Annotated in this window: 20 protein-coding genes; 14 read left to right on the top strand and 6 right to left on the bottom strand. The window is 51.2% G+C overall.

Annotation, left to right across the window (positions count from 1 at the left end):
* The first annotated feature begins 106 nt into the window (after window positions 1-106).
* From P2W70_RS30880 to P2W70_RS30845, 8 genes are all read left to right on the top strand, one after another.
* Window positions 107-493, top strand: coding sequence for a hypothetical protein (locus P2W70_RS30880; protein ID WP_276485464.1), 387 nt, complete (start codon window positions 107-109; stop codon window positions 491-493).
* Between the two features lie 170 nt (window positions 494-663).
* Window positions 664-1281: an RNA polymerase sigma factor gene (locus P2W70_RS30875; RefSeq protein WP_276485463.1), complete on the top strand. Its 618-nt coding sequence runs from the start codon at window positions 664-666 to the stop codon at window positions 1279-1281.
* A 91-nt stretch (window positions 1282-1372) separates the two neighbouring features.
* On the top strand, window positions 1373-2557 hold the full coding sequence (locus P2W70_RS30870) for a FecR family protein (RefSeq protein WP_276485462.1): 1185 nt from the start codon (window positions 1373-1375) through the stop codon (window positions 2555-2557).
* 200 nt (window positions 2558-2757) lie between these two features.
* A complete protein-coding gene (locus P2W70_RS30865; RefSeq protein WP_276485461.1) occupies window positions 2758-6057 on the top strand; it encodes a SusC/RagA family TonB-linked outer membrane protein in 3300 nt (1099 codons plus the stop codon).
* A gap of 18 nt (window positions 6058-6075) precedes the next feature.
* Window positions 6076-7512, top strand: coding sequence for a RagB/SusD family nutrient uptake outer membrane protein (locus P2W70_RS30860; protein ID WP_276485460.1), 1437 nt, complete (start codon window positions 6076-6078; stop codon window positions 7510-7512).
* Between the two features lie 26 nt (window positions 7513-7538).
* A complete protein-coding gene (locus tag P2W70_RS30855) occupies window positions 7539-8276 on the top strand; it encodes a DUF4843 domain-containing protein (RefSeq protein WP_276486157.1) in 738 nt (245 codons plus the stop codon).
* Window positions 8277-8337: 61 nt separating this feature from the next.
* Window positions 8338-9795, top strand: coding sequence for a PKD-like family lipoprotein (locus P2W70_RS30850; protein WP_276485459.1), 1458 nt, complete (start codon window positions 8338-8340; stop codon window positions 9793-9795).
* Between the two features lie 98 nt (window positions 9796-9893).
* A complete protein-coding gene (locus P2W70_RS30845) occupies window positions 9894-11264 on the top strand; it encodes a TlpA family protein disulfide reductase (RefSeq protein WP_276485458.1) in 1371 nt (456 codons plus the stop codon).
* 65 nt (window positions 11265-11329) lie between these two features.
* On the opposite strand, the gene P2W70_RS30840 is transcribed toward P2W70_RS30845, so the two are convergent.
* Both P2W70_RS30840 and P2W70_RS30835 read right to left on the bottom strand, forming a co-directional pair.
* On the bottom strand, window positions 11330-13111 hold the full coding sequence (locus P2W70_RS30840) for a MutS-related protein (RefSeq protein ID WP_276485457.1): 1782 nt from the start codon (window positions 13109-13111) through the stop codon (window positions 11330-11332).
* Between the two features lie 4 nt (window positions 13112-13115).
* Window positions 13116-14387, bottom strand: a complete 1272-nt coding sequence (locus tag P2W70_RS30835) for an aspartate kinase (RefSeq protein WP_276485456.1) — start codon at window positions 14385-14387, stop codon at window positions 13116-13118.
* 450 nt (window positions 14388-14837) lie between these two features.
* Between P2W70_RS30835 and fbp the strand changes: the two genes are divergently transcribed.
* Window positions 14838-15845 (top strand): class 1 fructose-bisphosphatase, encoded by a 1008-nt coding sequence (gene fbp, locus P2W70_RS30830; RefSeq protein ID WP_276485455.1) that lies wholly within the window; start codon window positions 14838-14840, stop codon window positions 15843-15845.
* 131 nt (window positions 15846-15976) lie between these two features.
* Here fbp and P2W70_RS30825 read toward each other — a convergent pair whose 3' ends face one another.
* Window positions 15977-16462 (bottom strand): SRPBCC family protein, encoded by a 486-nt coding sequence (locus tag P2W70_RS30825; protein WP_276485454.1) that lies wholly within the window; start codon window positions 16460-16462, stop codon window positions 15977-15979.
* 161 nt (window positions 16463-16623) lie between these two features.
* Here P2W70_RS30825 and P2W70_RS30820 point away from each other — a divergent pair, with 161 nt between their 5' ends.
* The 5 genes from P2W70_RS30820 to P2W70_RS30800 all read left to right on the top strand — a co-directional run bounded on the left by P2W70_RS30820 (window position 16624) and on the right by P2W70_RS30800 (window position 19893).
* Window positions 16624-17082, top strand: coding sequence for a GNAT family N-acetyltransferase (locus tag P2W70_RS30820; RefSeq protein ID WP_276485453.1), 459 nt, complete (start codon window positions 16624-16626; stop codon window positions 17080-17082).
* Window positions 17083-17930: 848 nt separating this feature from the next.
* On the top strand, window positions 17931-18473 hold the full coding sequence (locus P2W70_RS30815) for a CAP domain-containing protein (RefSeq protein ID WP_276485452.1): 543 nt from the start codon (window positions 17931-17933) through the stop codon (window positions 18471-18473).
* A gap of 48 nt (window positions 18474-18521) precedes the next feature.
* Window positions 18522-19094 (top strand): ATPase, encoded by a 573-nt coding sequence (locus P2W70_RS30810; RefSeq protein ID WP_276485451.1) that lies wholly within the window; start codon window positions 18522-18524, stop codon window positions 19092-19094.
* On the top strand, window positions 19087-19278 hold the full coding sequence (locus P2W70_RS30805) for a hypothetical protein (RefSeq protein ID WP_276485450.1): 192 nt from the start codon (window positions 19087-19089) through the stop codon (window positions 19276-19278). Before P2W70_RS30810 ends, P2W70_RS30805 begins: the two co-directional genes overlap by 8 nt.
* Before the next feature lie 330 nt (window positions 19279-19608).
* A complete protein-coding gene (locus tag P2W70_RS30800) occupies window positions 19609-19893 on the top strand; it encodes a hypothetical protein (protein ID WP_276485449.1) in 285 nt (94 codons plus the stop codon).
* Between the two features lies 1 nt (window position 19894).
* On the opposite strand, the gene eutC is transcribed toward P2W70_RS30800, so the two are convergent.
* The 3 genes from eutC to eat form a co-directional block, all read right to left on the bottom strand.
* Entirely contained in the window at window positions 19895-20746 is an 852-nt protein-coding gene (eutC, locus tag P2W70_RS30795) for an ethanolamine ammonia-lyase subunit EutC (protein ID WP_276485448.1), read from the bottom strand.
* A gap of 141 nt (window positions 20747-20887) precedes the next feature.
* Window positions 20888-22264: an ethanolamine ammonia-lyase subunit EutB gene (locus tag P2W70_RS30790; RefSeq protein ID WP_276485447.1), complete on the bottom strand. Its 1377-nt coding sequence runs from the start codon at window positions 22262-22264 to the stop codon at window positions 20888-20890.
* Window positions 22265-22272: 8 nt separating this feature from the next.
* Window positions 22273-23598 carry an ethanolamine permease gene (gene eat, locus P2W70_RS30785; RefSeq protein ID WP_276485446.1) on the bottom strand — a complete coding sequence of 442 codons (1326 nt, stop codon included), beginning with the start codon at window positions 23596-23598 and terminating at the stop codon, window positions 22273-22275.
* Window positions 23599-23681 lie beyond the last annotated feature (83 nt).

Below are 23681 nucleotides of genomic sequence, written 5' to 3'. Positions count from 1 at the left end.
AGCTTGTTTCAAACCGAAAATGTACGAAAAAAAAGAAGTAATCGGTTGTTACAATCCGGTAGCTTATTGGTATATTTAAACTATTCATAACCGTTAAAATTTTTGCATGAGAAAATTCCTGTTTTCCATGGTCGCACTCCTGGTCATGGCAGTATCGTTTGTTAGCTTTCAAGCCGTGGGCAATACATCCGCCCCGCTGGCACCTGTAACGGTGTACCGGTCTACGACCCTGTCAGATAGTACCCCGGCCTTGCTTAGTCTCACCATCGAATCGACGACCAGTACAGTCACCGACGTCCGGCTTTTTTATGCCAGCTCGTGCCTGCAGATCCCTACTGAATCGTACACGGGGTATGTGACGAAACATGGTTGGGGATACCATATCCATTCTTTCTATGTGTATCCATCTTACCTGTCGGGCGTGTATTCTCATACTGATGGGGCAGCCACCACCGGACAAAGTCCCTGCGACGGAGAAGCCTTGCATAAGTAACATGGCGTTATACGCTTCAGAGCGCGGTGGCCTGGTCGCCGCGCTTTGAAGTTGTTGATCCTGGCCATGAAAAACAAACAAAAACATCGTATGCAAACGTTTGTTTAACCGATTCAATCGGGGTCCTGCCTTTTACAGGTGCAATTTTTAACTAATTTTAGCCCGAGGCTATGGACGAGGCAACATTTACTCCATCGGAAACCAGCGAACTGCTGACTGATTACTCCTTGTTTACCGGCATTGCCGCTGGTGACGAACAGGCGTTTGCCAGTTTCTATCGCCAGATGGTGCCTCAATTACGTCCCTTCATCTTCAGCATTACCCATTCCGACGCGCAGGTAGAAGAAGTCATCCAGGAAAGCTTTTTGCGTTTTTGGCTCAACCGCGATAAGATCCCCGGGCTGACCAATCCGCGGGCCTGGCTTTTCAAGATCACCGCCAATCTTTGCTACTCCCTTTTCCAGCGTTCGGTGACCGAGCGCAAAGCCCTGCAGGCCGTCGGGCGGCAGGCAGAGGAAGCCAATTCCGAAACAGCCGACCTCATCCAGCTCAATTTTCTCAAAGCCGCTTTACAACAGGCCGTCCTTCAACTATCACCCCAGCGCAGAAAGATCTACCTCATGAACCGCGAACAGGGCCTGACCGCCGACCAGATCGCTGTACAACTGGGGTTGTCGGTACAGACCGTCCGCAATACCTTGTCGGCCTCCCTCGAGTTTCTCCGTAGTCAGCTGAACCGCCAGGGCTATACTGTCACCATCCTCGTCATTCTCCTGCTCAGGCGCTGAGCCAGTTGCTCCCCAAAAAAATATTTTTCGGTGTATTGGTATAAAAGATCGGCCTACCGGTCTTATTGACACAACCTGATCAATTTTACCGATGCAACCGGAAATATTACAAACCTTATTGAACAAACAATTGCAGGGGGCCATCGATGCCGAAGAGTTGGAGCAATTGCATCAGTTTGTGCGGGAACCGCATAACAAGGAAGCCGTTACCGAGGCACTGGCTGCGTTACTGGCACGACAAACACCAGATGTTGACTACAACAGCGAACGGTATGACCCATTGCTGCAATCCGTACTGGCGGCCGATATTCCAGCTGCCCGGGTAGTGCCGATGCGCCGCCGGTATGGTTGGTGGGCAGCAGCTGCTGTTTTGCTGGCTGCCGTCACCGCGGGTCTATTCTTCCTGCGTACACCCAAGCCATTGGTGCCGGTTCCCGCAGCGGCCGTTCTCCACCACGATGCCCTGCCTGGTCAGGATGGGGCCGTGCTGACGCTGGCCAACGGACAAAAGATCGTGCTGGATAGTCTCCATACCGGGTTACTGGAAGAGCAGGGCATGCGGGCAGTGATCAGGGAAGGCATGCTGGTGTATGAAGTGCCTGCCGTGACGGATGGTCCGGTTGCCTACAATACGATGTCTACTCCCCGTGGCAGGCAGTTCCAGGTGGTATTGCCCGATGGTACGAAAGTGTGGCTTAACGCGGCTTCCAGCATCACTTATCCCACCAGATTTGTCGAAAACAACCGCAAGGTGGTAGTGAGTGGTGAAGTCTATTTTGAAGTGGCGAAGGATGCGGCAAGACCCTTTGTGGTAGATTTTGCTGCAAAAGCCGGTGCTCCTACAGAGGGAACCATACAAGTATTGGGTACACATTTCAACATCAATACCTACGATATCTCACAAGGTACTGCGACCACCTTGCTGGAAGGTTCGGTGAAGTTATCTGCTGGCGGCAACCAGGGGATACTGCAACCCGGTGAGCAAATGGTGGTAGGGAACAGTCAGCTGAAAAAACGAACCGGGGTCGATCTTTCCGCGATCATGGCCTGGAAAGAAGGGCAGTTCTATTTCAGTGATACCAAAATGCCGCTGGTGATGGCCGAGCTGGAGCGTTGGTACGATGTGGATGTCGTCTATGAAAACGGTATACCAGGGGGGACGTTGAGTGGCGAGTTTCCCCGGAGCCTCTTGTTATCGGAGGTATTGCGCATTCTCGAGTTGAGTGGCGTCAGGTATAGGATCGAAAACAAAAAATTATTGCTATCGGCTAAATAAGAGAAAGAAAGGTAATCGCATAAAAAAGCCGGGCATGCGGCAACATGACCGGCTGGCTGGCGAATACTAACAATTTTTGACACACTGTTATTGATCACCAAAACCTAACCAAAACTATGCATTTAATTGCGTATGGCAAAGCCATGCCTGTAGCGGTTTACAGGCAGGTTTTGAGCCGCCGCTCCAAACTTGGGTTGGCTATGAGAATGACTACTTTTTTGTTACTCGGCATTTGTTTGCACGTCAGCGCCGGGACGATGTCGCAGGTTACCTTGTCCGAAAAAAATGTGCCGATCCAAACGGTCTTTAGAAAGATCCGTGAGCAGACGGGCTACACCTTCGTGTACCGCAACGACTGGCTGCAGGAAGCACATCCGGTCACGATCGATGTGAACAATGCGAGCCTGCGTACCGTACTGGACCTCTGCTTCAAAGGACAGCCTTTTACCTGGGAAACGGTGCGCAACACCGTTGTACTGCGCCGCAAGGAAGAAGCTGATCCGGAAACAGCGGCCCCGGCCACAGCGCCACCTGTCCTCAAAGGAAAGGTCGTTGACGACAAAGGCAAACCCATCGTGGGCGCCAGCGTCGTGGTGCGCGGTACCAAGATTGGTGTCGTCACCAAAGCCGACGGTTCGTTCGAGATCGACGGCGGCAGCGACAACCTCACGCTGGTCATCAGCTATGTTGGCTTTACCGCCCGCTCCGTTAAAGTAAAAGACGGTGAAGTACCAGCTATCGTACTCTCGCCTTCCGATACCAACCTCCAGGACATGGTTGTGACTGGCATCACCACCCGCCGCAAAGAAAGCTTTACCGGCGCCACCGCTTCCTTCAACAATGCTCAGATCAAGGCGATCGGCAACCAGAACGTTATACAGAGTCTGCGTTCTCTCGATCCTTCCTTTATTCTCACTGAAAACAATACCCTTGGTTCCAATCCCAATCAATTGCCCGATGTGGAGATCCGCGGTAAAACCAGTATTACGAACAATACATTGCGCAGCCAGTTTGCCGCCGATCCCAACCAACCCCTCTTCATCCTCGATGGTTTTGAAGCCAAACTACGCACCATCGTAGACCTCGACATCAACCGGATCGAATCCGTTACGCTGTTGAAGGATGCAGCCTCCACGGCCATCTATGGTGCCCGCGCGGCCAATGGGGTAGTGGTGGTGGAAACCCGCCGCCCCAAAGCCGGCAGGATGCAGGTAAGTTATACCGGTGACTTCAAACTGGAATTACCTGATCTGTCGGGCTACAACCTCATGAATGGCGAGGAGAAACTCGAGTTCGAAAGACTGTCCGGCAGGTATACCGTATATCATCCTTCGTTGATCGAACAACAGCTTTACCTGGATAGCCTCTATTCTTCCCGGCTTACCCGCGTACGCCGTGGCGTTAACACCTATTGGCTCAATGAACCTGTGCAACCAGGTTTTTCGCACGGGCACTCCATTCGCGCAGAAGGCAGCGATAACGTGATCAGTTATATTGCCGGTCTGCAATTCAAGCAAACCGATGGGGTGCTCAAGGGATCCGGCAGAAAGACCTGGCAAGGTAATGTCGATCTCTTTTATAAGAAGAACAAGGTCAGCATCACCAATCGCACCATGGTGAATGGATATACGGCTGTGGAGTCGCCATATGGTTCATTCAACATCTTTGCCGAGGCGAATCCTTACTATGAGAAATACAATGCAGGCGGCGGAGTCGATAAGTACCTGGAAGTGTCGTATAATCGAAACATCCGATCCGAAAGGATCGTCAATCCGCTGTGGAATGCGACGCTCAACAATTACAACAATACGAAAGGCATGCTGGTGCAGAACAACCTGCAGTTTGGTTACCAGTTCAACAACGACCTCAACCTGCTGGCCGGTATACAATTGTCGAAGAGTACAGAAGATGCGGTAACCTACAAAGCCCCTGAGCATACCGACTTCGACGACAAGGGCATCTTTGAAAAAGGAAGACACACCAACCAGCGCCTCAATAGTTTTATTTACCAGGCCAATGCCATGCTCACCTACAACCACCTGTTTGGGGACCGTCACCAATTAAATGGAACGGTGCGCATGGAAGCGCAGGAGAATAAAGATGAAGTATACTTCTCCGAGTCCGTCGGTTTCCCGTCAGGCTCCAACGGCAATCCCGCATTTGCCTATGGGTATGCACCTAATGGACGTCCAAATACTTTTTACAACCAGTTCAGGAGAAACAACTTCCTGGCCTCCGCCAGCTATACCTACGACAAACGTTTTGTGGTCGACTTCTCCTATCGGATGGATGGTTCCACTGCTTTTGGATCGGGTAAGATGTATTCCCCGTTCTGGTCGGTGGGTGGTGCCTGGAACCTGCACCGCGAAAAGTTCTTTGCCGACAAACCCTGGATCGAAGTGCTGCGCCTGAAAGCCAATACGGGTGCTACGGGCAACCAAAACTTCGGCCAGATAACGTCCGTGTCGGTATACTCCTACGAGCGAATGATCAACCTGTTTGGTCAGGGTACTACACTGGCCACGCTGGGTAATCCAGACCTCGAATGGCAAAAGACCCTGCAAACAAATATAGGTCTCGACTTCACCTTGCTGGCAGGCAAACTAACAGGTTTTATCAATGCTTTCGAGAAAAATACAGATCCGCTGATCGTGCAGCTTGATCTGCCTTCTTCCACCGGCATTTATGGTTTTCCCCGCAATGTGGGGCACCAGATCAACCGGGGGCTCGAAGCGAATATCCGGTATACACCGATCCGGCAGAACCGTCATGGCGTCAACTGGTCCATCGGATTGACAGGTATCATGCAGAAAGCCGTCTTCGGTGGACTGGGCAAGCAACTGGAAGGACTCAACAAAACGCAGGAAGAAAGCAAGCAATTGGACAGGTACAAAGACGGTTACAGTGCCGACGATCTGTGGGCCGTGTATTCCTACGGCATCGATCCGGCCAGTGGTCGTGAGATCTTCCGCAAGCTCGATGGTACGATGACCTACGACTACGACGCCGCAGATGTGGTGGTAGTGGGTAACCGGCGTCCGGTGGTGGAAGGCGTCATGTCGTCGGCCTTCGCGTGGAAAGGATTTTCGCTGGGTATCGTGATCAGGTATCAATACGGTGGCGATATCATGAACGACGCCTTGTTTACCAAAGTAGAGAATATCGACAACAACAACGTAATGAATAACCAGGATAAGCGGGCACTGTACGACCGGTGGAAAAAGGCAGGTGATGTGACGCAGTTCCGGGCTATTTCCATCACGGCCGATACGAAGATGTCTTCCCGCTTCATCCAGGAAGAGAATACGCTGAGTGCGGAGTCTGTACGCGTGGGATATGATTTCAGTAACCGTGGATTTATAAAAAGGGTGGGTATGAAATCGCTTTCGCTCAATGCCTACCTCAACGATGTGTTCCGCATATCGACGGTAAGAAGGGAGCGGGGAATCGAATATCCGTTTGCCCGTGTTATTTCATTCAGTATCGCGACTACTTTCTAACTGCAAACTTTTAACACTATGTCCAAAAGAAATACGGGAATATTATTGATACTCCTTACAGCCTTCGGGAGCGGTTGTACCAAATGGCTCGATGTACAGCCTAAAGACAAGTTTACCGAAGAGCAGGTATTTGCCGATATGACCAGCGCAGCCACGGCGCTCAATGGGATATACCTGCACCTGGCTTCCGCGCCACTGTATGGCAATTACCTTACGCTTTCTACGATCGAGATACTGGCACAGCGTTATAACATCGGCGCCACCCATAGCCGCACCATTTACCAGAATTACCAGTATGCGGAATCGGCGGTGATGGGCAATTTCGAAAGCTCCTGGGTGGCTGCCTATGCGCTGGTGGTAAATGCCAACGAATATGTAAAGAACCTCGATAAATACAAGGGAAACTATTCAGCCCAGGCAGATTCCATCATGCGCGGCGAGGCCATCGGCTTGCGGGCTATGATGCATTTCGATATGCTGCGGATGTTCGGTCCGATCTGCAATACAAAAGATTCGGTGGCCAAATCTATCCCATATTACCGCAAGGCACAACCGGAGATCGCTGAACTACTGCCCGCCAACCAGGTGATCGATAGCGTACTCGACGATCTGAAGCTGGCAGAAAGTTACCTGCAAAACGACCCGGTCAGGTACCAGGGTGTGGTATTGGCACAGCAAAATGATGGACTGGATTTCTGGCGCAACCGCAACCTTAGGATGAACTACTTCGCTGTAAAGGCCCTGCAAGCCAGGGTGCACCTGTACCGCAACAACAAAGCGGCAGCCTACGAATCGGCGCGTTCGGTAGTGGAGGAGGGATCGAAGTGGTTCCCCTGGATCAACCCCAGCCGCGTAATGAGTGACCGGGCGAATCCCGACCGTATTTTTTCATCAGAGCTGATCTTCGCCTTGTTCAACATCAACCTGTATGCCACCAACCGCGACCTGTTTGCGCCTGAAGTACAGGAATCCTCGATCCTGGCGCCCAACGATACCAGGTTGAAGGCACTATATGAGAGCAACGAGAACGATTACCGGTACAACCCCAGCTGGGCGCTGGCTACTACAGGGGGCAAAGCATACAAGACCTTTTTTAAGTACACGGATGTGCTGTCGCCCGATAGTCCTGCCCGGTATAAGATGCCTATGCTGCGCATGAGCGAACTCTATTACATCATGGCAGAGTGCGAAACGGATGCAGCCAAGGGACGTGCCCTCATCAATACCGTGCGTAAGAACCGGGGCCTTACTGACCTCGCCGCTACGGCCGTGGTCAATACCGAGTTGCAGAAGGAATACCAGAAAGAGTTCTATGGTGAAGGGCAGTTGTTCTTTTACTACAAGCGACGGAACGTGACCAGTATCCCTAACAGTGCGGCCACCAGTGGCAACGTTACCATGAATGCTGCCAAATATGTGATACCGCTGCCCTTGTCGGAAACCCAATACCGTTAACGCTAAACCAACTTATTGTGAAATACATGCTTTCATGCCTGTTGCTGGCCGCTCTGTCTGGCTGCAGCAAGGACCTAAAAACTTACGACGGATCACCTACCATCTATTTCATTCCGGCTGTTGAAGCGCCACCGACCAATACGCAGGCGCCCTTATTCGATTCAACGATCGTCACCTTTGCTTATGTGAAGGCCGAACAAAAAGATTCGATCCTGCGGGTGCCTGTCAAGGTAAGCGGGCCGGTATCTCCGGTAGACCGTACCTATGCCCTGAAAGTGCAGGATACCTCGAGCGGGCAGGTGGGGGTGCATTATGATTTTGTAAAGCCCTTCATCATCAAAGCTGGCAAGACGATCGATACCATTTACCTGCTGCTGCACCGTACACCGGATATGCTGTTGAAGACCTTTTCCATCAACCTCGAACTGCAGGCCAACGAGCATTTTGACCTGGGATTGCCCTGGAAGAAATATTCGACCTACCTGTTGAGTACCATTGTGCATCGTGTCAAAGTGGATGATATCCTGTCAACTCCTAAATACTGGCTGGCGGCTTACTTGGGTGATTTCTCGCGCAGGAAGCTGTACCTGATGTGCGACCTACTCGAGATACCGATCGATAAACTGAATACGTCGGTAAGCGTAGCAGAAACTGTTTTCTATGGTAAGTTCATGCAGCGTTACCTCAATGAGCAAAGGGCGCTCGGCAATACCATCAAAGAAGAAAACGGCAATGATATGGTGATGGGGGCATTGTCGCAGTAAGGGCAATGGCCGGCTACTACCAGTAATTTCAGCATCCACTGTTTTTAAAACGCATTCAGACATGAAACAACTTCATTTATTATATCTCATCGTCCTCATCAGCCTGGCTGGTTTGACCGGTTGTATGAAAGACGAGGGCAACTACACCTATGTAGAGCCCAATAACCTGGAGATCCGCAATATAGCCGACAACTATTCTGTGTTGCAGGGCAGTTACCTGCAGATCATACCCAACCTGGTTCCCAGCGATCCTGCAGCAGTCGATTCGGCCCGCTATACCTATGAGTGGATCAGCCTGATGATGGGAGCCACGTCCCTCGACATGAAAAGAGTACTGGGTTACAACCGAAGCCTGCAGATGACCATGAACCTGCCTGCCGGTAAATACACGATGTACTACCGGGTGAAAGACACGCTCTCGGGTATCCAGTTCCAGAAATCATTTATGATCGAAGTAACCAGCGCCATCTATGAAGGCTGGATGGCGATGACCGATGTGAATGGCAAAGCCAGGCTCGATATGATCAGTAAGCTCAACAACCAGTATAGGGTAATCCCTGATGTGCTGACATTTGCCGGGTCCGATCTAAAACTGCAGGGCAAACCTGTCAACATCAATTGCTTCAAGATCAGCGCACTCTCTACCGGTTATGGTATCTATATTTCTACCGATAAAACTACTGACCGGGTAGACCCGGAGACTTTTCAGTACAAGAGCACGCTCAATATCAAATACGAGATGCTGAGCAATGTGCCGGAAACCTTTGCTCCCGCGGCCTTTGCCAATGCTGGCGCTTACCGTGTGTTTATGCTGGAAGGAACGGATGTGTATTACTACTATTACGTCATGAATATCCGGTTTGGCCTGCCCATCAACCTGCTGAAGGGGGAGACCATTCCATTCCAGGTGGCGCCTTTTATCGCTACCTCCACCGCCACCACTGCAACGTGCCTGTATGACAATACCAACAAACGATTTGTACGGCATGTAGGTGACGACGGCAGTTGCGGCCTGATGCCCGAAGGCACCCTGTTCGATTGGAAAACGGGCAAGGACCTGGTGTACATGGCCTATACCACCTTCAACAATGGCAATGTGTATGCTATCCTGCGCGATCCGGTTTCCGGTAAGTATTACCTGGCGCGTTTCTTATTTGGAAATAATATACAACAGGTCTATTACGAGGAAATGACGGCCACGGATATGGCACAGGCAGCCAACTTCGCGGTCAACCCCGATTTCGGCTACATCTTCTATACCGTAGGTAGCAAGCTGTATTCCTACGACATGTCGCTCAAGACCAGTAAACTGATGATCGACAAGGGCAGCAAGTCCTTTTCTATGTTGCAGTTCCGCGGTTCCACGCTGGTGGCAGGATCTGTTGATCCGGCACAACCGGAAGGAGCCAATGGTACATTGGAAGAATATACTGTGCCACCCGTACAGGGCGACCTGGTCCTGGTCAATACCTGGAACGGCCTGGGCAAGATCGTTGCCGCTTCATACCGTACACGCTAACAACTTTTCTGCATGCAAAACCTCCTCGTCGTGGCCCTCAGGGCTGCGGCGGGCGGGGCGATGCGTCTACATTGAAAAATTATTTATCCTTTATAGCAATGAAAAAAGTATTACTGACCGTATGTGCCTTCCCTTGCGTATTGATGGCCCTGGCACAAACAAAGCCAGCCACCGTACAGGGAACAACCACGCGACGCAGCAAAGAGCCCGTGAAGCTCTTTGCCATTACCCATGGCCGCCTGGAAGAGATTGCATCGGCCAAGGCCGATTCAACCGGCAAGTTTGGGTTCCTGTTCTATCCCAAAACGGAAGATTTTTATGTGGTGGGCTATGGTGCCGAAGGCATTCCTGCGAACAAGCATAGCTTTTATTTCAAACCAGGCGATCAATTGAACGTAACGCTCAATGACACCAGCTATACGCTCAAAGGCGCGAATACGCCCGAGAACCTCGCGCTGGCTGAATGGGAAAGCCGTTCGCTGGCCGTGTCTATGCCCGGCAATTACCTCGGCCGTCGCTTCAACCTTACTTTCAAAGAGTATTTTCCGCTGCTGGAAGCATTTGTGAACAAGCAAGCCAAGGCGCCAACGCTGAAGACCACCAATAAACAATTTGAAGCTGCATTTGCACGCCGCCGCCAGGTGGATCTGCTGTTCTGGGCTACGGGGTTTACGCACAGCCCTAATTCCGTGCATCCAAAATCCGAAGATTATACAGCGTATTACAAGGGCATCGCCACCGCAGATTATACCAAAGATGCTTACCTGATGACGTATCCGTTTGGTATCCGTATTCTCTCATCACTGCCGATGACGACTGATATCGTGGCGGGCCGTCCGCTGAAGGGAGATATCGAGTCACGCATGACAGGGGTTACCAATGATACGCTGCGCGGCGAGGTAACACTGATCGTCGCGGCCGGACTGAAAACCTACCTGGGTTTCCTCGATCTGCAACAAAGCCATGGTAAATACCTGCTCACTGCCGATCAGCAACGTCGTGCTTCCGAAATATCCGTCAAGCTGGCGCAGGCATCCTCCAAACCTGGGCAGCCTGCCATCAACTTCACCTACCCGGATGTTGCCGGTAAACAAGTATCGTTGACAGATTTCAAGGGTAAGGTGGTCATCGTGGATGTATGGGCTACCTGGTGTCAGCCCTGCAAAAAGGAAATACCTGCCTTGAAGGAAATGGAAGAAGCCTACCGCGGACAGGATGTGGTGTTCATGAGCGTGTCGGTAGACGAAACGAAAGACGAGCAAAAATGGAAAGACTTCGTAGTCTCAGAACAACTGAAAGGCGTGCAACTGTATGCCGGTGGCTGGAGCGCGATTGCGAAGAATTACGATATCAAGGCCATACCCCGTTTTATGGTCTTTGACAAGAAGGGTAACATTGTTTCGACCGATGCTCCCAGACCTTCCGGAAAAGAGCTGAAACTTTTGCTGGATGCAGAACTGAAAAAATAGTGTTCCCTCTTTTTTTTCTCATGTGGCCCGAGCCCCTCTTCTGAGGGGCTTTCAGCTTTTATAGCTTAAATAATCTCCATTTTCTGCATCAGGAAGGAGGCATTGCGGTTCTTGGCCACGCCGCGCTGTAAGGTGTAATCGAAGATGAGTTCGCCATCTTTGATGATGCTTTCGAAGCAATAATTGCTCAATTGTCCCGGCAGTTCCTGTTCGAGTACACTTAATGATAGATCGTGTGTCGCAAACATGGTTAGACAATTGTATTGCAGCAGTTTTTTAATGAACTGCTCGGAGCCGTGTGTTTTGTCTTCGGAGTTCGTTCCACGCAGGATCTCATCGATGAGCACGAGCGCAGGCGTGTTGTGCTTTTGCAAATGCAGGATGATCTGCTTGAGGCGTTTCAGTTCTGCCATGAAATAGGAGGTCTGCTCTTGCAGCGAGTCGCTGACACGGATGGAGGTCAGGATATTTATGGGCGTAAAGGAAAGTTCCGCCGCACAGACGGGCGCCCCGCATTGAGCGAGTAGCAGGTTGACGCCAACGGTACGCAGGAAGGTTGTTTTGCCGCTCATATTGGATCCTGTGACGAGTGCGAGTCTTTCTTCCAGTCCGAAGGTAAAATCATTGGACACACATTTGCCCGCTGGTATCAGCGGATGGGCGAGGGCCTTACCCTGAATTGATAGTCCACTGGTGTTGACCGTTGGCCAGTGATAAGCGGGGTTGTTGTAGGCGAAGGTGGCCAGTGAGTTGAGTGTTTCGATGATCCCGACGGTGTCGATCCATTGACCAAATCGTTCTTTGTTGGCAGCCTTCCAGCTTTCGAGCTGCCACATGCATTGCAGGTCATAGAGCACGAGGCTGTTGAGAAAGAGGATTACGAGCATATTGATGCGCTGGTCAAACAAGCCGGCGAGGCGCGACAGTTTGTTGATGGCCTGGTGGGCTTCGATGGCTGTTTGCTGCTGTTGTTGCAGCAGGGTAGCGCTGCCTTTATCAGCCGTGCTGAAAAGGCGCAGGATGGTAGCATATTGCTCGAGGATGGACTGCTTTTTGCTCAGCAGCAGATGCTGTTGGTTAATGGGTTTGGCAAAGCGGCCAATGAATACCCAACCGGCGAGTACACCACCAAGTACCGGCAGGTAGTTGTCGGTAAACAGGTAAAAAATGATGGCGCCGATATTGAAGGTTGGAACCAGCAGCCTGAACACATTGACCCAGGTTTTGTCGCGCAATACCGGTGGGGCTTTGAGCCAGGAAGCTACATCGTGCAGGTTGCCTTCTTTTTCTTCGTGGATGAGGCCGTTGGCGGTGAGTAATTGGCGTAATTCTTTTTGTGGCGCCAGGGTGCGTACCGCTTTCTGCTGTGCCTCGATGGCGGCTTTGTCCAGCAGTGACTGGCTTAGGATACCCGCCAGGGCATGTGCGCCGTGATGGGTGGTGGTACGGTTGAGCAGGTGGTATACCGAGTTGGCGCCAAAGATATCGAGGTCACCACTATAGTTGTCGTTGGTGCTGAAAGCAACGCCATTGTTGAACTGGTTGGGTGCATATTGGAGTACGCCAGCTTCATTGCGGTTGAGGAACAGTAGCTTCTCAACCAGTTTCTTTTGATCGCTCAGGTTGAGCGCGATGCGGATGAATACGATGAACAGCACGAGGAAGGCAGCCGTGAGCAGTTTGTAGTTGGTACCACCGTCCTGTATCCAGCGCCACACGCTCCAGGCGAGTGCCAGGAAGGACACGAGCCGGGCGATGCCGGTGAGTACACTGCGTTTCTGCAGGCTTTGTAATTGAGCGCTGAGTTGCTGGATCCTTTCCTGGTAATAGGAGGCGGGCGATTGCATAAGATTATGGGTTGGGTTGCATCAATACCTGTACGGTTTCGGGCGATTGCTGGCGCAGGGCCACCGCGTGTCCGGCGATCAGTTTTTCCAGTAGGGCATCGTTGTAATGACGTATGGTGAGCAGAGTAAGACCTTTCTCTACCTGCACTTCGAAGAAATCGGAAGCGGCGAGGGCCAGTTTCTCGATCTTATCCGACCGGTCGTCGAGGCACACCTGGATCGATACGGCGCCGGTTTGCACCAGGTTGGGCTTTACTTTGAGGCTGGCCAGCAGTTCGTACAAGTCCGACATGGGTTGTTCGCCCACAAAAGAGAAATCTCTCGAGTGCAGGTGAATGAGTGCCTGCTGTTGCTTCAGCACGATGATGGGGGGCAGGTTTTTAACCGCCTTGTTGTTGATCACGGTGCCGGGCAGGGTTTTATCGAGAAAGCATTTTACCTGGAGGGGAATGCCTTTGTTCTGGAGCGGCTTGATGGTCTTTGGGTGAATGACCTGGGCGCCGTAGTAAGCCATTTCGATCACCTCGTTGTAGTTGAGGGTACCGATGAACTGGGCGTCGGGAAAAGCCTTGGGGTCAGCGTTCATGACACCTTCCACATCTTTCCAGATGGTCTGACTTTCGGCGTCGAGCATATTGGCGAATACGGCGGCGGTGTAGTCGCTGCCTTCACGGCCAAGGGTCGTGCTTTCGTTTTCGTCGGTAGCGCCGATAAACCCTTGTGTTACGACGATATTGGTATCCTCGAACAGGGACAGGATATCGCTGTTGATCTTTTGTTGGGTAAAGGCCCAGTCGATATTGGCATCGCGGAAATTGTTGTCGGTGCGTACGATGTCGCGCACATCGATCCATTCGTTGGCGATGCCCATTTCGTTGAAGTAGGCACTCATGATGGCGGTGGAGAGTAGTTCGCCGGCGCACACGATCTGATCGTAATAGTAATCGTAGTCACGTACGGGGTTATCGTGGAGCAGCCATTCAACTTCGGTGAAGAAGTTGGCCAGTTGTTCCAGGGCGGCATTGTAATGGGTGACGAGCAGGTATTTGGCGGTGGTGAGGTGGCTTTTTTTGACGGCTTCGAAGAGCAGCAGGGCTTCTTCCTTTTGCTGGTTGAAAAACGCGTCCGTTACTTTTTCGAGGGCGTTGGTGGTTTTGCCCATGGCGGAAATCACAACCAGGATCTTTTCGTCGGGATAGCTGCGGAGGATGTCTGCCACCAATTGAATCCGTTCTATGTTCTGTACGCTGGCGCCGCCAAATTTGAAAACCTTCATAATGCCGATAAGAAATTGATCGATTAAAAATGGGGAAGGGTGTTGATCTGCATAACCCTCCATTGGTATCCGGGAAGGGCTGATTGTTACAGAACCGGCCCGGTAAATCGCAGCAAATGTAATTGAAAGTCATGGTTTTCGTCTACGAGCGGGGCACAAGACAACTAAACGAAAGTCATGGCACAGGCAATCGGCCCTCGATTGGGGGGGAGTGATGCCCGGTGCGCATCAATCTATTGTTGGGACCGTTGACATCGATAGGACGAGGCCCCTTTTCGGCAACGTTTGCATAAATTTTATAATAAAAAATTACAGGCTAACAAGGGTGAGCTATACCGTTTTTGCTCGGAAAAGCCGCTTTGGCGCGGGTTTGCGATGCTTTGACTTTCAGGGCTTTCCCCTTAGTTTTGCCCGCATTGTCACCAAACCAACACATCTAAAACGGCTACCATGAGCACCATTAAACGGCAAGTAATGACCCTCGACGAGTTCACCATCCAGCAATTGCGGGATTTTCCGCATGCGACGGGTGAATTGAGCGGTTTGCTGCGGGATATGGGCCGGGCGGCCAAGCGGGTCAATGTGGAAGTGAACAAGGCGGGGCTGGTCGATATCTTGGGTGATGCCGGTGCGGTCAATGTCCAGGGAGAGGATGTGAAGAAACTAGACATTTTTGCCAACAACCAGTTTATGGGCGTATTACAACACGGCATGAGCTGTGCAGGTATCGCCAGTGAAGAGCTGGATAGCTTTGTCGCCTTTGAAGACCAGGTGAGCTGCAGCTCCAAATACATCTGTATGTTTGACCCGCTCGATGGCAGCGGTAATATCGACGTCAACGTGTCGATCGGAACTATTTTCAGTGTCTATCGCCGGGTGACGCCTGTAGGCAGTCCGGTAACCCTCGAAGATTTCCTGCAACCCGGCCGTAAGCAGGTGGCAGCCGGATATATGGTTTATGGGTCATCGACTATGCTGGTATATGGCACGCGCCGGGGCGTAAATGGTTTTACGCTCGATCCTTCTATCGGTGAGTTCTGCCTCAGTCATCCCAATATCAAATGCCCCGAGTTTGGGGGCATTTATTCGGTGAACCATGGTAATTTTTTCCGCTATCCATTAGGCGTTCAAAAGTATATCGACAAATGCCAGCGCAAGGATAAAACGAACGGTGGTCCATACACGCAACGTTATATCGGCAGTATGGTGGCGGATGTGCACCGCAACCTGATCAAAGGCGGCATATTTATGTATCCTGGCACCATTGAAAAGCCTAAGGGTAAGCTGCGCTTGCTGTATGAATGCAATCCCTTTGCCTTCATCCTCGAAGTGGCAGGCGGTAAGGCGACCAATGGCGAGCAACGCATATTGGACATCGAGCCTACCGAACTACACCAGCGTTCCCCACTATTTATTGGCAGCAAGGGCATGATGGAAGAAATGGAGAGTTGCCTGTAAGGATGGGTAATCCATGCATGAAACCTGGGCCAAATCGGTCATAAGACGATGCTCAAAGGTGTCGGCAGGATAGCGGATCAGCGTTGCCGATGGTACCTGTTACTATTGTTGTGATGACCAACTCCACGCACCTAAAGTTTTTCTGTATAAGCAGCCAGGTTCTCCAGCGACGAATCAATTCCTTGCAGGTGATCCTCTTCACGGATGCCTGGCGGCACATTTTCGCAGGTCATGGTAACTTCAGTACCTTCCTCCGTTTCCTGTAGCGAGGTTGTGATGCGCATGGTACCGGCAAAGGCCGGGTCTTCGGAGTCGAACTCGGTTTCTTCCACCACTTTTTCGTTCGGTGCCAATTGTACAAAACGTCCTTCGAAGCTGTCGTCCTGTTCCGATGACTTGCCTTTTACACCCTGGCTGGTATCTTCATACGTTAGTGTCATCTTGTAATTGCCGCCTTCCTTCGCTTCGAAATGATCGATGCGGCCTTTCATACCCGTGGGCGCGCGCCAGGTGGCCAGGGCTTCCGGATCGAGGAGGGCCTGGTAGATTACAGCTGGGCTTGCTTTAATGAGCCTGGATCTCCGATCGGTGCGTCTGACTGGTTGTGTTTGAGACATGATTGACTGGTTGTTGGACGAATAAAGTGGTTACTGGACGTATAACGGCAAGTCTTATGCCTGGGCTTCTCCGGGGCATCTGCGATTGGCTTATATTTGTGATAGCGGGCGGTTGTAAGCCTTGCAGTGCCTGCTTTTCACATCATTATCACAAAATAGCCATGATCAACATTATTCTTTACGAAGACAGGTATGCCGATGCCTTTAAGCGGCTTAATCTCGAGTGGTTGGATAAATACCACCTCACAGAATCCCACGATCTAATGGTGCTCGACGATCCACGTGGTACGATCATTGACCGGGGCGGCATCATTTGGTTGGCGCAGACCGGCGATGAGATCGTCGGATCGGCGGCCCTCATGAAAGAGGCCGACGGGGAATATGAGTTTGCCAAAATGGCGGTCACCCGGGCCTGGCAGGGCAAGGGCATCAGCCGGTTGCTGATCGACCAATGTATGCAAACGGCGCGGGATTGGAAGGCCACAAAACTTAGCTTATTCTCCAACAGTCAGCTCCAGACAGCCATTAAGCTTTACGAGAAATATGGGTTCCGGCATGTGCCGGTGGAACATTCACCATTTGCTACCGCAGATGTGAAAATGGAGCTGTTGTTGACCTGAAATGGTGAGTAAATATTAACCGTTTGCGGGTGTTCGTTGCTAATTTGGTTTAGTTTTTGTTTTACGGACGTTGGTTTGCGAGTGGTATCTGCGCTTGGTTTTGATGCAATGTCTTGCTCTTGCGCCTGTAATTGACCTTTAAGGCGATTGTGATTTTATTGCACCTCCATTGCCGGCTGATTGCCTACGCATTGTCTCCAGTATGCCTACACATTGCCTGGACTGTCAATGACAGGAGGCAATATTTCCTTATAGTGTAGGCAATGTTCAGGCATATAGAAGCCAATCGCCCGGCCCACCCCAGCTCTACCAGTCCTCTGCCACCGTTCTGGCACAGTTCTGTCACTGCTCTAAAAAGACTGTTTTTGCCTGTGCTAAGGCAGTGCGGGTATGTTGCTGGCGCAGTATTGTGCCAGGGTAGTAAGATGGCTGTTGATGTCCTCCATCGCGTACGGATTACACACTGTGTTGGCAAATTTGAATATCTATGAGGTTCAGCTGGTGTCCTGGAATAGCTTTACGAGTGAAAAAATCCTCCTGGCTGGACTTTACAGGTGAGTAAAATAATCCTGGGTAGGCATTGCTTCGCACCTTCTTCGCGGCTCGTTCGAGACTTCTTCGGGAAATACCGGTGGATTAACAATGAAAACCCGAACAATTCCCGAAGAAAAGCCTAGGCAGACCAGAATGAATCATAGGCAGTGCGGCGTCAAAAACGTAGCGCTGATCACCAAACGGGCGACGTAGTTTGGGTACCACCGCGTGCAACTGGTTGACAATCAAATTCTCTTTTCTTTCACAATAGCTGGTACAAAATTAGTAGGGCGGTAGGGTAAATCCCGATTTACATGCACAGCCGCATTCGTTACACGATTTTCCTGTATATCAGTACGCTTATTATTGGTTTTTCATCCTGTTCGAGCAGCAAATCGACCTCAGCCGCGTCGAAGTCCAGCACGACAACAGCCAAAACCAGTAAGCCGGCGGCGCCGAAACCGACTTCAGCGACGATTGCCCCCGGTCTGGAGGATCAGATTTTGGTCCTGATCAATGAATATCGCCAGAAAAAAGGGCTGCCGGCGTTGACCGCCAACCCGGTCATAGAAACAGAAGCGCGGAGACATACCGTGTCTATGGCGTCCAAAAAGACCCCATTCGGGCATGACGGATTTTCATACCGCAGTAAAATAATTACCACTAAGGTTGCCGGCGTTTCAGCCACAGCAGAGAATGTTGCTTATGGCAGCCAATCTGCGGAAGAAGTGGTGAAAGGTTGGCTCAACAGTCCCGGTCACCGTAAGAACATTGAAGGCAAATATCGCCTCACCGGCATTGGCGTTGCGCGCGATTCTAAAAGCACGCTGTACTTCACGCAGATATTTGCGAATTGAGGATTTGCGGGATAAAGTTGGTTAGCTTAGTTTTATTGAATGCCAAACTTGTACATCATAGCTGGCTGTAATGGCGCGGGTAAGACGACGGCGAGTTATACTATTTTACCAGAGATATTGCATTGTAAGGAATTCGTCAATGCTGACAGTATTGCGGCAGGACTCTCTCCATTTAATGTAGAAAGTGTGGCCCTGGAAGCGGGTAGGATCATGTTAAATCGCATCAATCAACTGATGGAGGAGGGAGTGGATTTTGCATTCGAGACTACATTAGCTACCAGGAGTTATGTATCGTTGGTGAAGAAGGCGCAGGAGCGGGGGTATTATGTGACTTTGGTGTATTTCTGGCTAAGTTCGCCGGAGTTGGCAATCAAGCGAGTGGCAAGCAGGGTAAATGAGGGAGGGCATTTTATTCCGGATGATGTGGTTGTTCGAAGGTATTACAGAGGTCTATACAATTTATTTCACCTCTATGTGCCAGTATGCGACGTTTGGATGTTGGTCGATAATATCAGCACGATTCCGGAAACAATTGCTGAAGGCGGGGTAGGAGTTGATACTGTCATTGAAAAAGGCGATATTTGGAATGTCGTTGTGCGCCAAAGTAATAACAATGTCTAATAAGCCCGTATATAATAGAGAATATACCAAGAAAATCCTCCAGGGTATTAAAGATGCTGCGCGTGAGCTGGTTGAAAAAAGTGCAGCAAATAACAAGACCTTGGTAATAGGTGATGCTGAGGGCGGTATACAAATTGTTCCCGCAAAGGATTTATTGGAGCAAATGGATAAGAAGGTCAACTAACTCACTTATTCCGACATTCTTTTCTACCGAGGTCTAAAAGACCTCTTTTTTTATTTTCATTGATTGATCATTGGGACTTTGCAGTTACTGTTTGTCTCCCTATCTTGATCTTCTAAATGACTACTGACTGAGTTAGCGATTACTACCGTGACGGCCTGCTGTTTCAACTGGCGGAAACTTGAGCAGTAGCCAGATCTAACTAAATCATGCCGGATGCAACCCCGATTTTATTCCCGATTAGCGATAGCCCTTTGTTCGCTCGTGTTTTCCCCCTTTGTAGGAGCTGTGATGCTTTGCTTGAATCTGACGGCTATTCGCCAGAAGTCCGCCATGGCTTTTATACTGTTCATGGGAATCATCTGGCTCGTAGTGGTAGAAAGAGTGTACGAAAACCCCGCGTGGATGCCGTGGTTTATGCCTCCGCTGGTCACCAATACCATCGGCAGTTTACTATTGACCTTTATTGCCTGGCCGCCGTTGTTAGGCAATTACAAGGAATATGAAAAAAGGAACGCCTGGTGGGTGGTGCTGTTCGTCGTGCTGGCTATGCTGGCCCAGGAACTGTTGGCCCAACTGATGAATCCTGGCATGCCTGCGCGCTATTTTAAAGAATAATTCATCGTGTAGAAGCATCCAGCAATCCTTCCTCGTCTTTCAGTCCCACACCCGATATTTGTAAACGCGTTGACTCCCGGATAAACCAATACAGTTTATCAGCTGCAGCCTGGTAGGAAAGTCCGCCCGGTCGAATGTTGGAAATGCAGTTGCGTGCCTCATCCGTCAGTCCCAATACAGGGCGATAAGTAAGATAGATGCCCAGGCTATCGGGCGAACTCAACCCCGGTCTTTCGCCAATCAATACGATCACCATCGATGCCTCTTGCAACATCCCGATCTCATCGCCGATGGCCACCCGGCCCTGCTGTACGAGGTTGATGGGTGCTACAGAAAATCCGCCAGCCTGCAACTGTGGTAGCAATATTTCCAGCAGTGGTATAGCGTGGTGGTTGACTGCCGTTGCACTCAGTCCGTCGGCCAGCACGATGGAAAGCAGGGGTGATACAGGAGGCTGTTTGTTGGTGGACGATTCCGTATTACCAACTGCCTGATCTGTCCGAGAAATCGTGGTTGGTGGCGCTCCGGCATTGCGCAGTATTTGCACGGAAGCCTCGTTCAATCTTCTTCCTTTATCCGGCCGTTGCAGGTATTCGTGTCGATCGGCAGCGCGGCTGTGAAGATCCTGCACGGCATAACCCAACCCCGTCAGCCGCGCCGCCAGGGTGGTGGTGGCCAACAACGAATACACCGCATCCCGTGCATGGGCATGCGCCATCCTGAACTGTAACACTTCCTGCAAAGGGATCGCCACCCCCGTACGCCCCAACGCGATCCTTGCCGGCGTAAACGCCCGCAAGGACACCCAGGGGTCGGGTTGATGCGAGAAAGGTTGTATTGGTTGATCGCTCATGATAATCTGCTATTGGTGGATGATCCTGGCCGGGTTCGTTCATGGTTACCGGTGCGCCGTATTGGGCAGCACCAGCTGGTATCGCAAGAGCATCTATACACGATTGTCTTTATGAATAGTTGCCTGGTTGTTGATTTGATCTCAATAGCTTCCCGCGGCAATCAATGGATGTTCACGGGGCACCTGCTGCAGCTTTCCCTGCTCATTCATGATCCCCTGCCGTACCAGCCATTGTTCAAACTCCGGTGCGGGCCGTAAGCCCAACACCTGCCGCAGGTACAAGGCATCGTGAAAAGAGGTCGACTGGTAATTGAGCATAATATCATCTGCCCCTGGCACCCCCATGATATAACTACAGCCCGCCACGCCCAGCAAGGTCAACAGGTTGTCCATATCGTCCTGGTCGGCTTCAGCATGGTTGGTATAACATACATCCACCCCCATCGGTAAGCCCAGTAACTTACCGCAACAATGATCTTCCAATGCTGCGCGAATGATCTGCTTACCGTCGTACAGATATTCGGGACCGATAAACCCTACCACGGTATTGACCAGCAGGGGCGCGAATTTGCGGGCAACCGCATACGCCCGTACTTCACAGGTTTGCTGGTCTACCCCGGCATGGGCATTCGCCGAAAGGGAACTGCCCTGGCCAGTTTCAAAATACATCACGTTGTGGCCAACGGTGCCACGCTGCAACGACAAAGCGGCTGCCTGCGCTTCGGCCAGCATCGACAGGTTTACGCCAAAACTACTGTTCGTGGCTTCCGTGCCACCAATGGATTGAAATACCAGGTCGACAGGAGCCTGCGGCATGATCGACAAAGCAGTGGTCACATGGCACAACACACAACTCTGGGTGGGGATCGCATACTGCTGCCGCAGGTCATCGATCATTTGCAGTAGTTGTACTACCACGGCCGGACTGTCCGTTGCCGGGTTGATGCCAATCACTGCATCACCACTGCCGTACAGCAAACCATCTACCATGCTGGCTGCTATACCGCGCGCATCATCCGTAGCGTGGTTAGGCTGCAGGCGCACCGAAAAATGCCCTTTTAATCCCAAGGTATTTCTAAAGCTCGTGATCACTTCGCATTTGCGTGCCACGCTGATCAGGTCCTGGTTGCGCATCAGCTTGGAAACAGCGGCAACCATTTCCGGCGTCAGTCCGGTAGCGACCTGTTGCAACTGGAGGGTAGTAGCCGCATCACTCAATAACCAATCACGCAATTGCCCTACCGTAAAATGACTGATGGGGGCAAAGGCGTCAGTGGCGTGTTCATCGATGATCAACCGCGTGATTTCGTCTGTTTCGTACGGGATGATCGCTTCCTGCAGAAACTGTTTCAGCGGTACATCGGCCAATACGATCTGCGCGGCAATCCGTTCTTCGTAACTCGCAGCCGTCAGTCCGGCCAACGCATCGCCCGACCGGTAAGGTGTGGCACGGGCCAGCAAGGTCCTGAGGTCCGGGAACGCATATACAATATTGCCAATGGTTGCTTTGTAGGCCATGTACTTGCTTATGCTTCTAAAATTACATCATTCTTCACTGCCTGCCGGTGCTTACCCAAGCCGATGAAAATAATCGCCATGATGGCCAGTCCGCCAAAAAAGAACAGCGACAACCGGGCATTGTAATAGATGATGGCCGCCAGCGCGACGATCGACAGTACCAGGGCGATGGCCGGAAACCAGGGATACAGCGGTACCAGGTATGGACGCGGCAGGGAGGGCGATTTTCGACGCAATACAAACAGGCTGATCATACTCATGATATACATAACCACGGCACCCATCACGGAGAGGATCACCAGTTGATCGGTTTTGCCCATACACAAGGCAACGATGCCAAAGACGGCGCCTGCCATCAGTGCCCAGTGGGGCGTCTGCCGGTGATTCACCCGCGACAGTATTTTGGGCAGGTAACCGCTTCGCGCCTGGGCAAACAGTTGCCGGCTGTAGCCAATGATAATACTGTGAAAAGAAGCAATGAGACCAAAGAGTCCGATACCGGCGAAAAGCTTGGTAATGCTATTGTCTTTGCCGAGTACGATTCCGATGGACTCCGGCAGCGGATAATCGATCGCTGTCAATTGTTGCCAGTCGGTAATGCCACCTGTAAAAACCATCACGCCGATGGCCAGCAACATCAGCGTGAGAATGCCGGATATATATCCCTTTGGGATGGAGGTTGCCGGGTTGCTGACTTCTTCTGCTACCATGGCCACGCCTTCAATACACACATACAGCCACATGGCAAAGGGTAAGGCCGCAAAGACACCGCCCCATCCGGCCGGCATATTGTTGTGCAGAAAGTTTTCCAGCTTAAACGAAGGAGCTACGATGCCCAGGTAAATGAGCAATTCGCCAACGGCCAGTAAAGTGACGACCAGGGTGAAGAAGGCCGACTCTTTAATGCCCAGCAGGTTGATGGCCGTAAATACTAAGTAACACGCGATGGCAGTACTGAGTACAGGCAGGGAAGGGTAGAGGAAGTGCAAGTAATTGCCCAGGGCGAAAGCAATGGCCGGTGTCGCAAACAAAAATTCGATGAGGGTGGCATAACCCGCTACCAACCCGCCCAATGGGCCAAGCGCCTTGTACGAATAGGCAAAAGGACCACCGGCATGGGGAATAGCGGTGGTGAGTTCGGTAAAACTGAAGATAAAAGTGATGTAGAGTACGGTAATGATGAGGGTGGCGATGAGGAATCCGACGGTGCCGGCCACGCCCCAGCCATAGTTCCAGCCAAAGTATTCGCCGGAAATGACCAGGCCTACAGCAATCGCCCACAGGTGTATCGGTCGAATGGTTTTTTTTAAACTTGTTACGGATGCTGTGCTCATTAGCCTTGGTTTGGCTAAAAATAAGACTTGTCGCCAGTAAAAAGTGAAAATAATGTCGTTTTTGTTAGGTGTTTGCTAATAGT

The organism is Paraflavitalea pollutisoli (assembly GCF_029360705.1).
GTDB classification, from domain to species: domain Bacteria; phylum Bacteroidota; class Bacteroidia; order Chitinophagales; family Chitinophagaceae; genus Paraflavitalea; species Paraflavitalea pollutisoli.
Note: the sequence above shows the minus strand (reverse complement) of the source record. Positions and strands in the feature narration are given on the sequence as shown.

Bases quoted from the DNA above. Each gene is read 5' to 3' on its own strand.
- eat (WP_276485446.1), bottom strand. From the start codon at position 23,598: ATGAGCACAGCATCCGTAACAAGTTTAAAAAAAACCATTCGACCGATA.
- P2W70_RS30840 (WP_276485457.1), bottom strand. From the start codon at position 13,111: ATGCAATCGCCCGCCTCCTATTACCAGGAAAGGATCCAGCAACTCAGC.
- P2W70_RS30880 (WP_276485464.1), top strand. From the start codon at position 107: ATGAGAAAATTCCTGTTTTCCATGGTCGCACTCCTGGTCATGGCAGTA.
- P2W70_RS30800 (WP_276485449.1), top strand. From the start codon at position 19,609: ATGGCTTTTATACTGTTCATGGGAATCATCTGGCTCGTAGTGGTAGAA.
- P2W70_RS30855 (WP_276486157.1), top strand. From the start codon at position 7,539: ATGCTTTCATGCCTGTTGCTGGCCGCTCTGTCTGGCTGCAGCAAGGAC.
- P2W70_RS30815 (WP_276485452.1), top strand. From the start codon at position 17,931: ATGCACAGCCGCATTCGTTACACGATTTTCCTGTATATCAGTACGCTT.
- fbp (WP_276485455.1), top strand. From the start codon at position 14,838: ATGAGCACCATTAAACGGCAAGTAATGACCCTCGACGAGTTCACCATC.
- P2W70_RS30825 (WP_276485454.1), bottom strand. From the start codon at position 16,462: ATGTCTCAAACACAACCAGTCAGACGCACCGATCGGAGATCCAGGCTC.
- P2W70_RS30860 (WP_276485460.1), top strand. From the start codon at position 6,076: ATGTCCAAAAGAAATACGGGAATATTATTGATACTCCTTACAGCCTTC.
- P2W70_RS30805 (WP_276485450.1), top strand. From the start codon at position 19,087: ATGTCTAATAAGCCCGTATATAATAGAGAATATACCAAGAAAATCCTC.
- P2W70_RS30865 (WP_276485461.1), top strand. From the start codon at position 2,758: ATGAGAATGACTACTTTTTTGTTACTCGGCATTTGTTTGCACGTCAGC.
- P2W70_RS30850 (WP_276485459.1), top strand. From the start codon at position 8,338: ATGAAACAACTTCATTTATTATATCTCATCGTCCTCATCAGCCTGGCT.
- P2W70_RS30835 (WP_276485456.1), bottom strand. From the start codon at position 14,387: ATGAAGGTTTTCAAATTTGGCGGCGCCAGCGTACAGAACATAGAACGG.
- P2W70_RS30875 (WP_276485463.1), top strand. From the start codon at position 664: ATGGACGAGGCAACATTTACTCCATCGGAAACCAGCGAACTGCTGACT.
- P2W70_RS30820 (WP_276485453.1), top strand. From the start codon at position 16,624: ATGATCAACATTATTCTTTACGAAGACAGGTATGCCGATGCCTTTAAG.
- eutC (WP_276485448.1), bottom strand. From the start codon at position 20,746: ATGAGCGATCAACCAATACAACCTTTCTCGCATCAACCCGACCCCTGG.
- P2W70_RS30845 (WP_276485458.1), top strand. From the start codon at position 9,894: ATGAAAAAAGTATTACTGACCGTATGTGCCTTCCCTTGCGTATTGATG.
- P2W70_RS30870 (WP_276485462.1), top strand. From the start codon at position 1,373: ATGCAACCGGAAATATTACAAACCTTATTGAACAAACAATTGCAGGGG.
- P2W70_RS30790 (WP_276485447.1), bottom strand. From the start codon at position 22,264: ATGGCCTACAAAGCAACCATTGGCAATATTGTATATGCGTTCCCGGAC.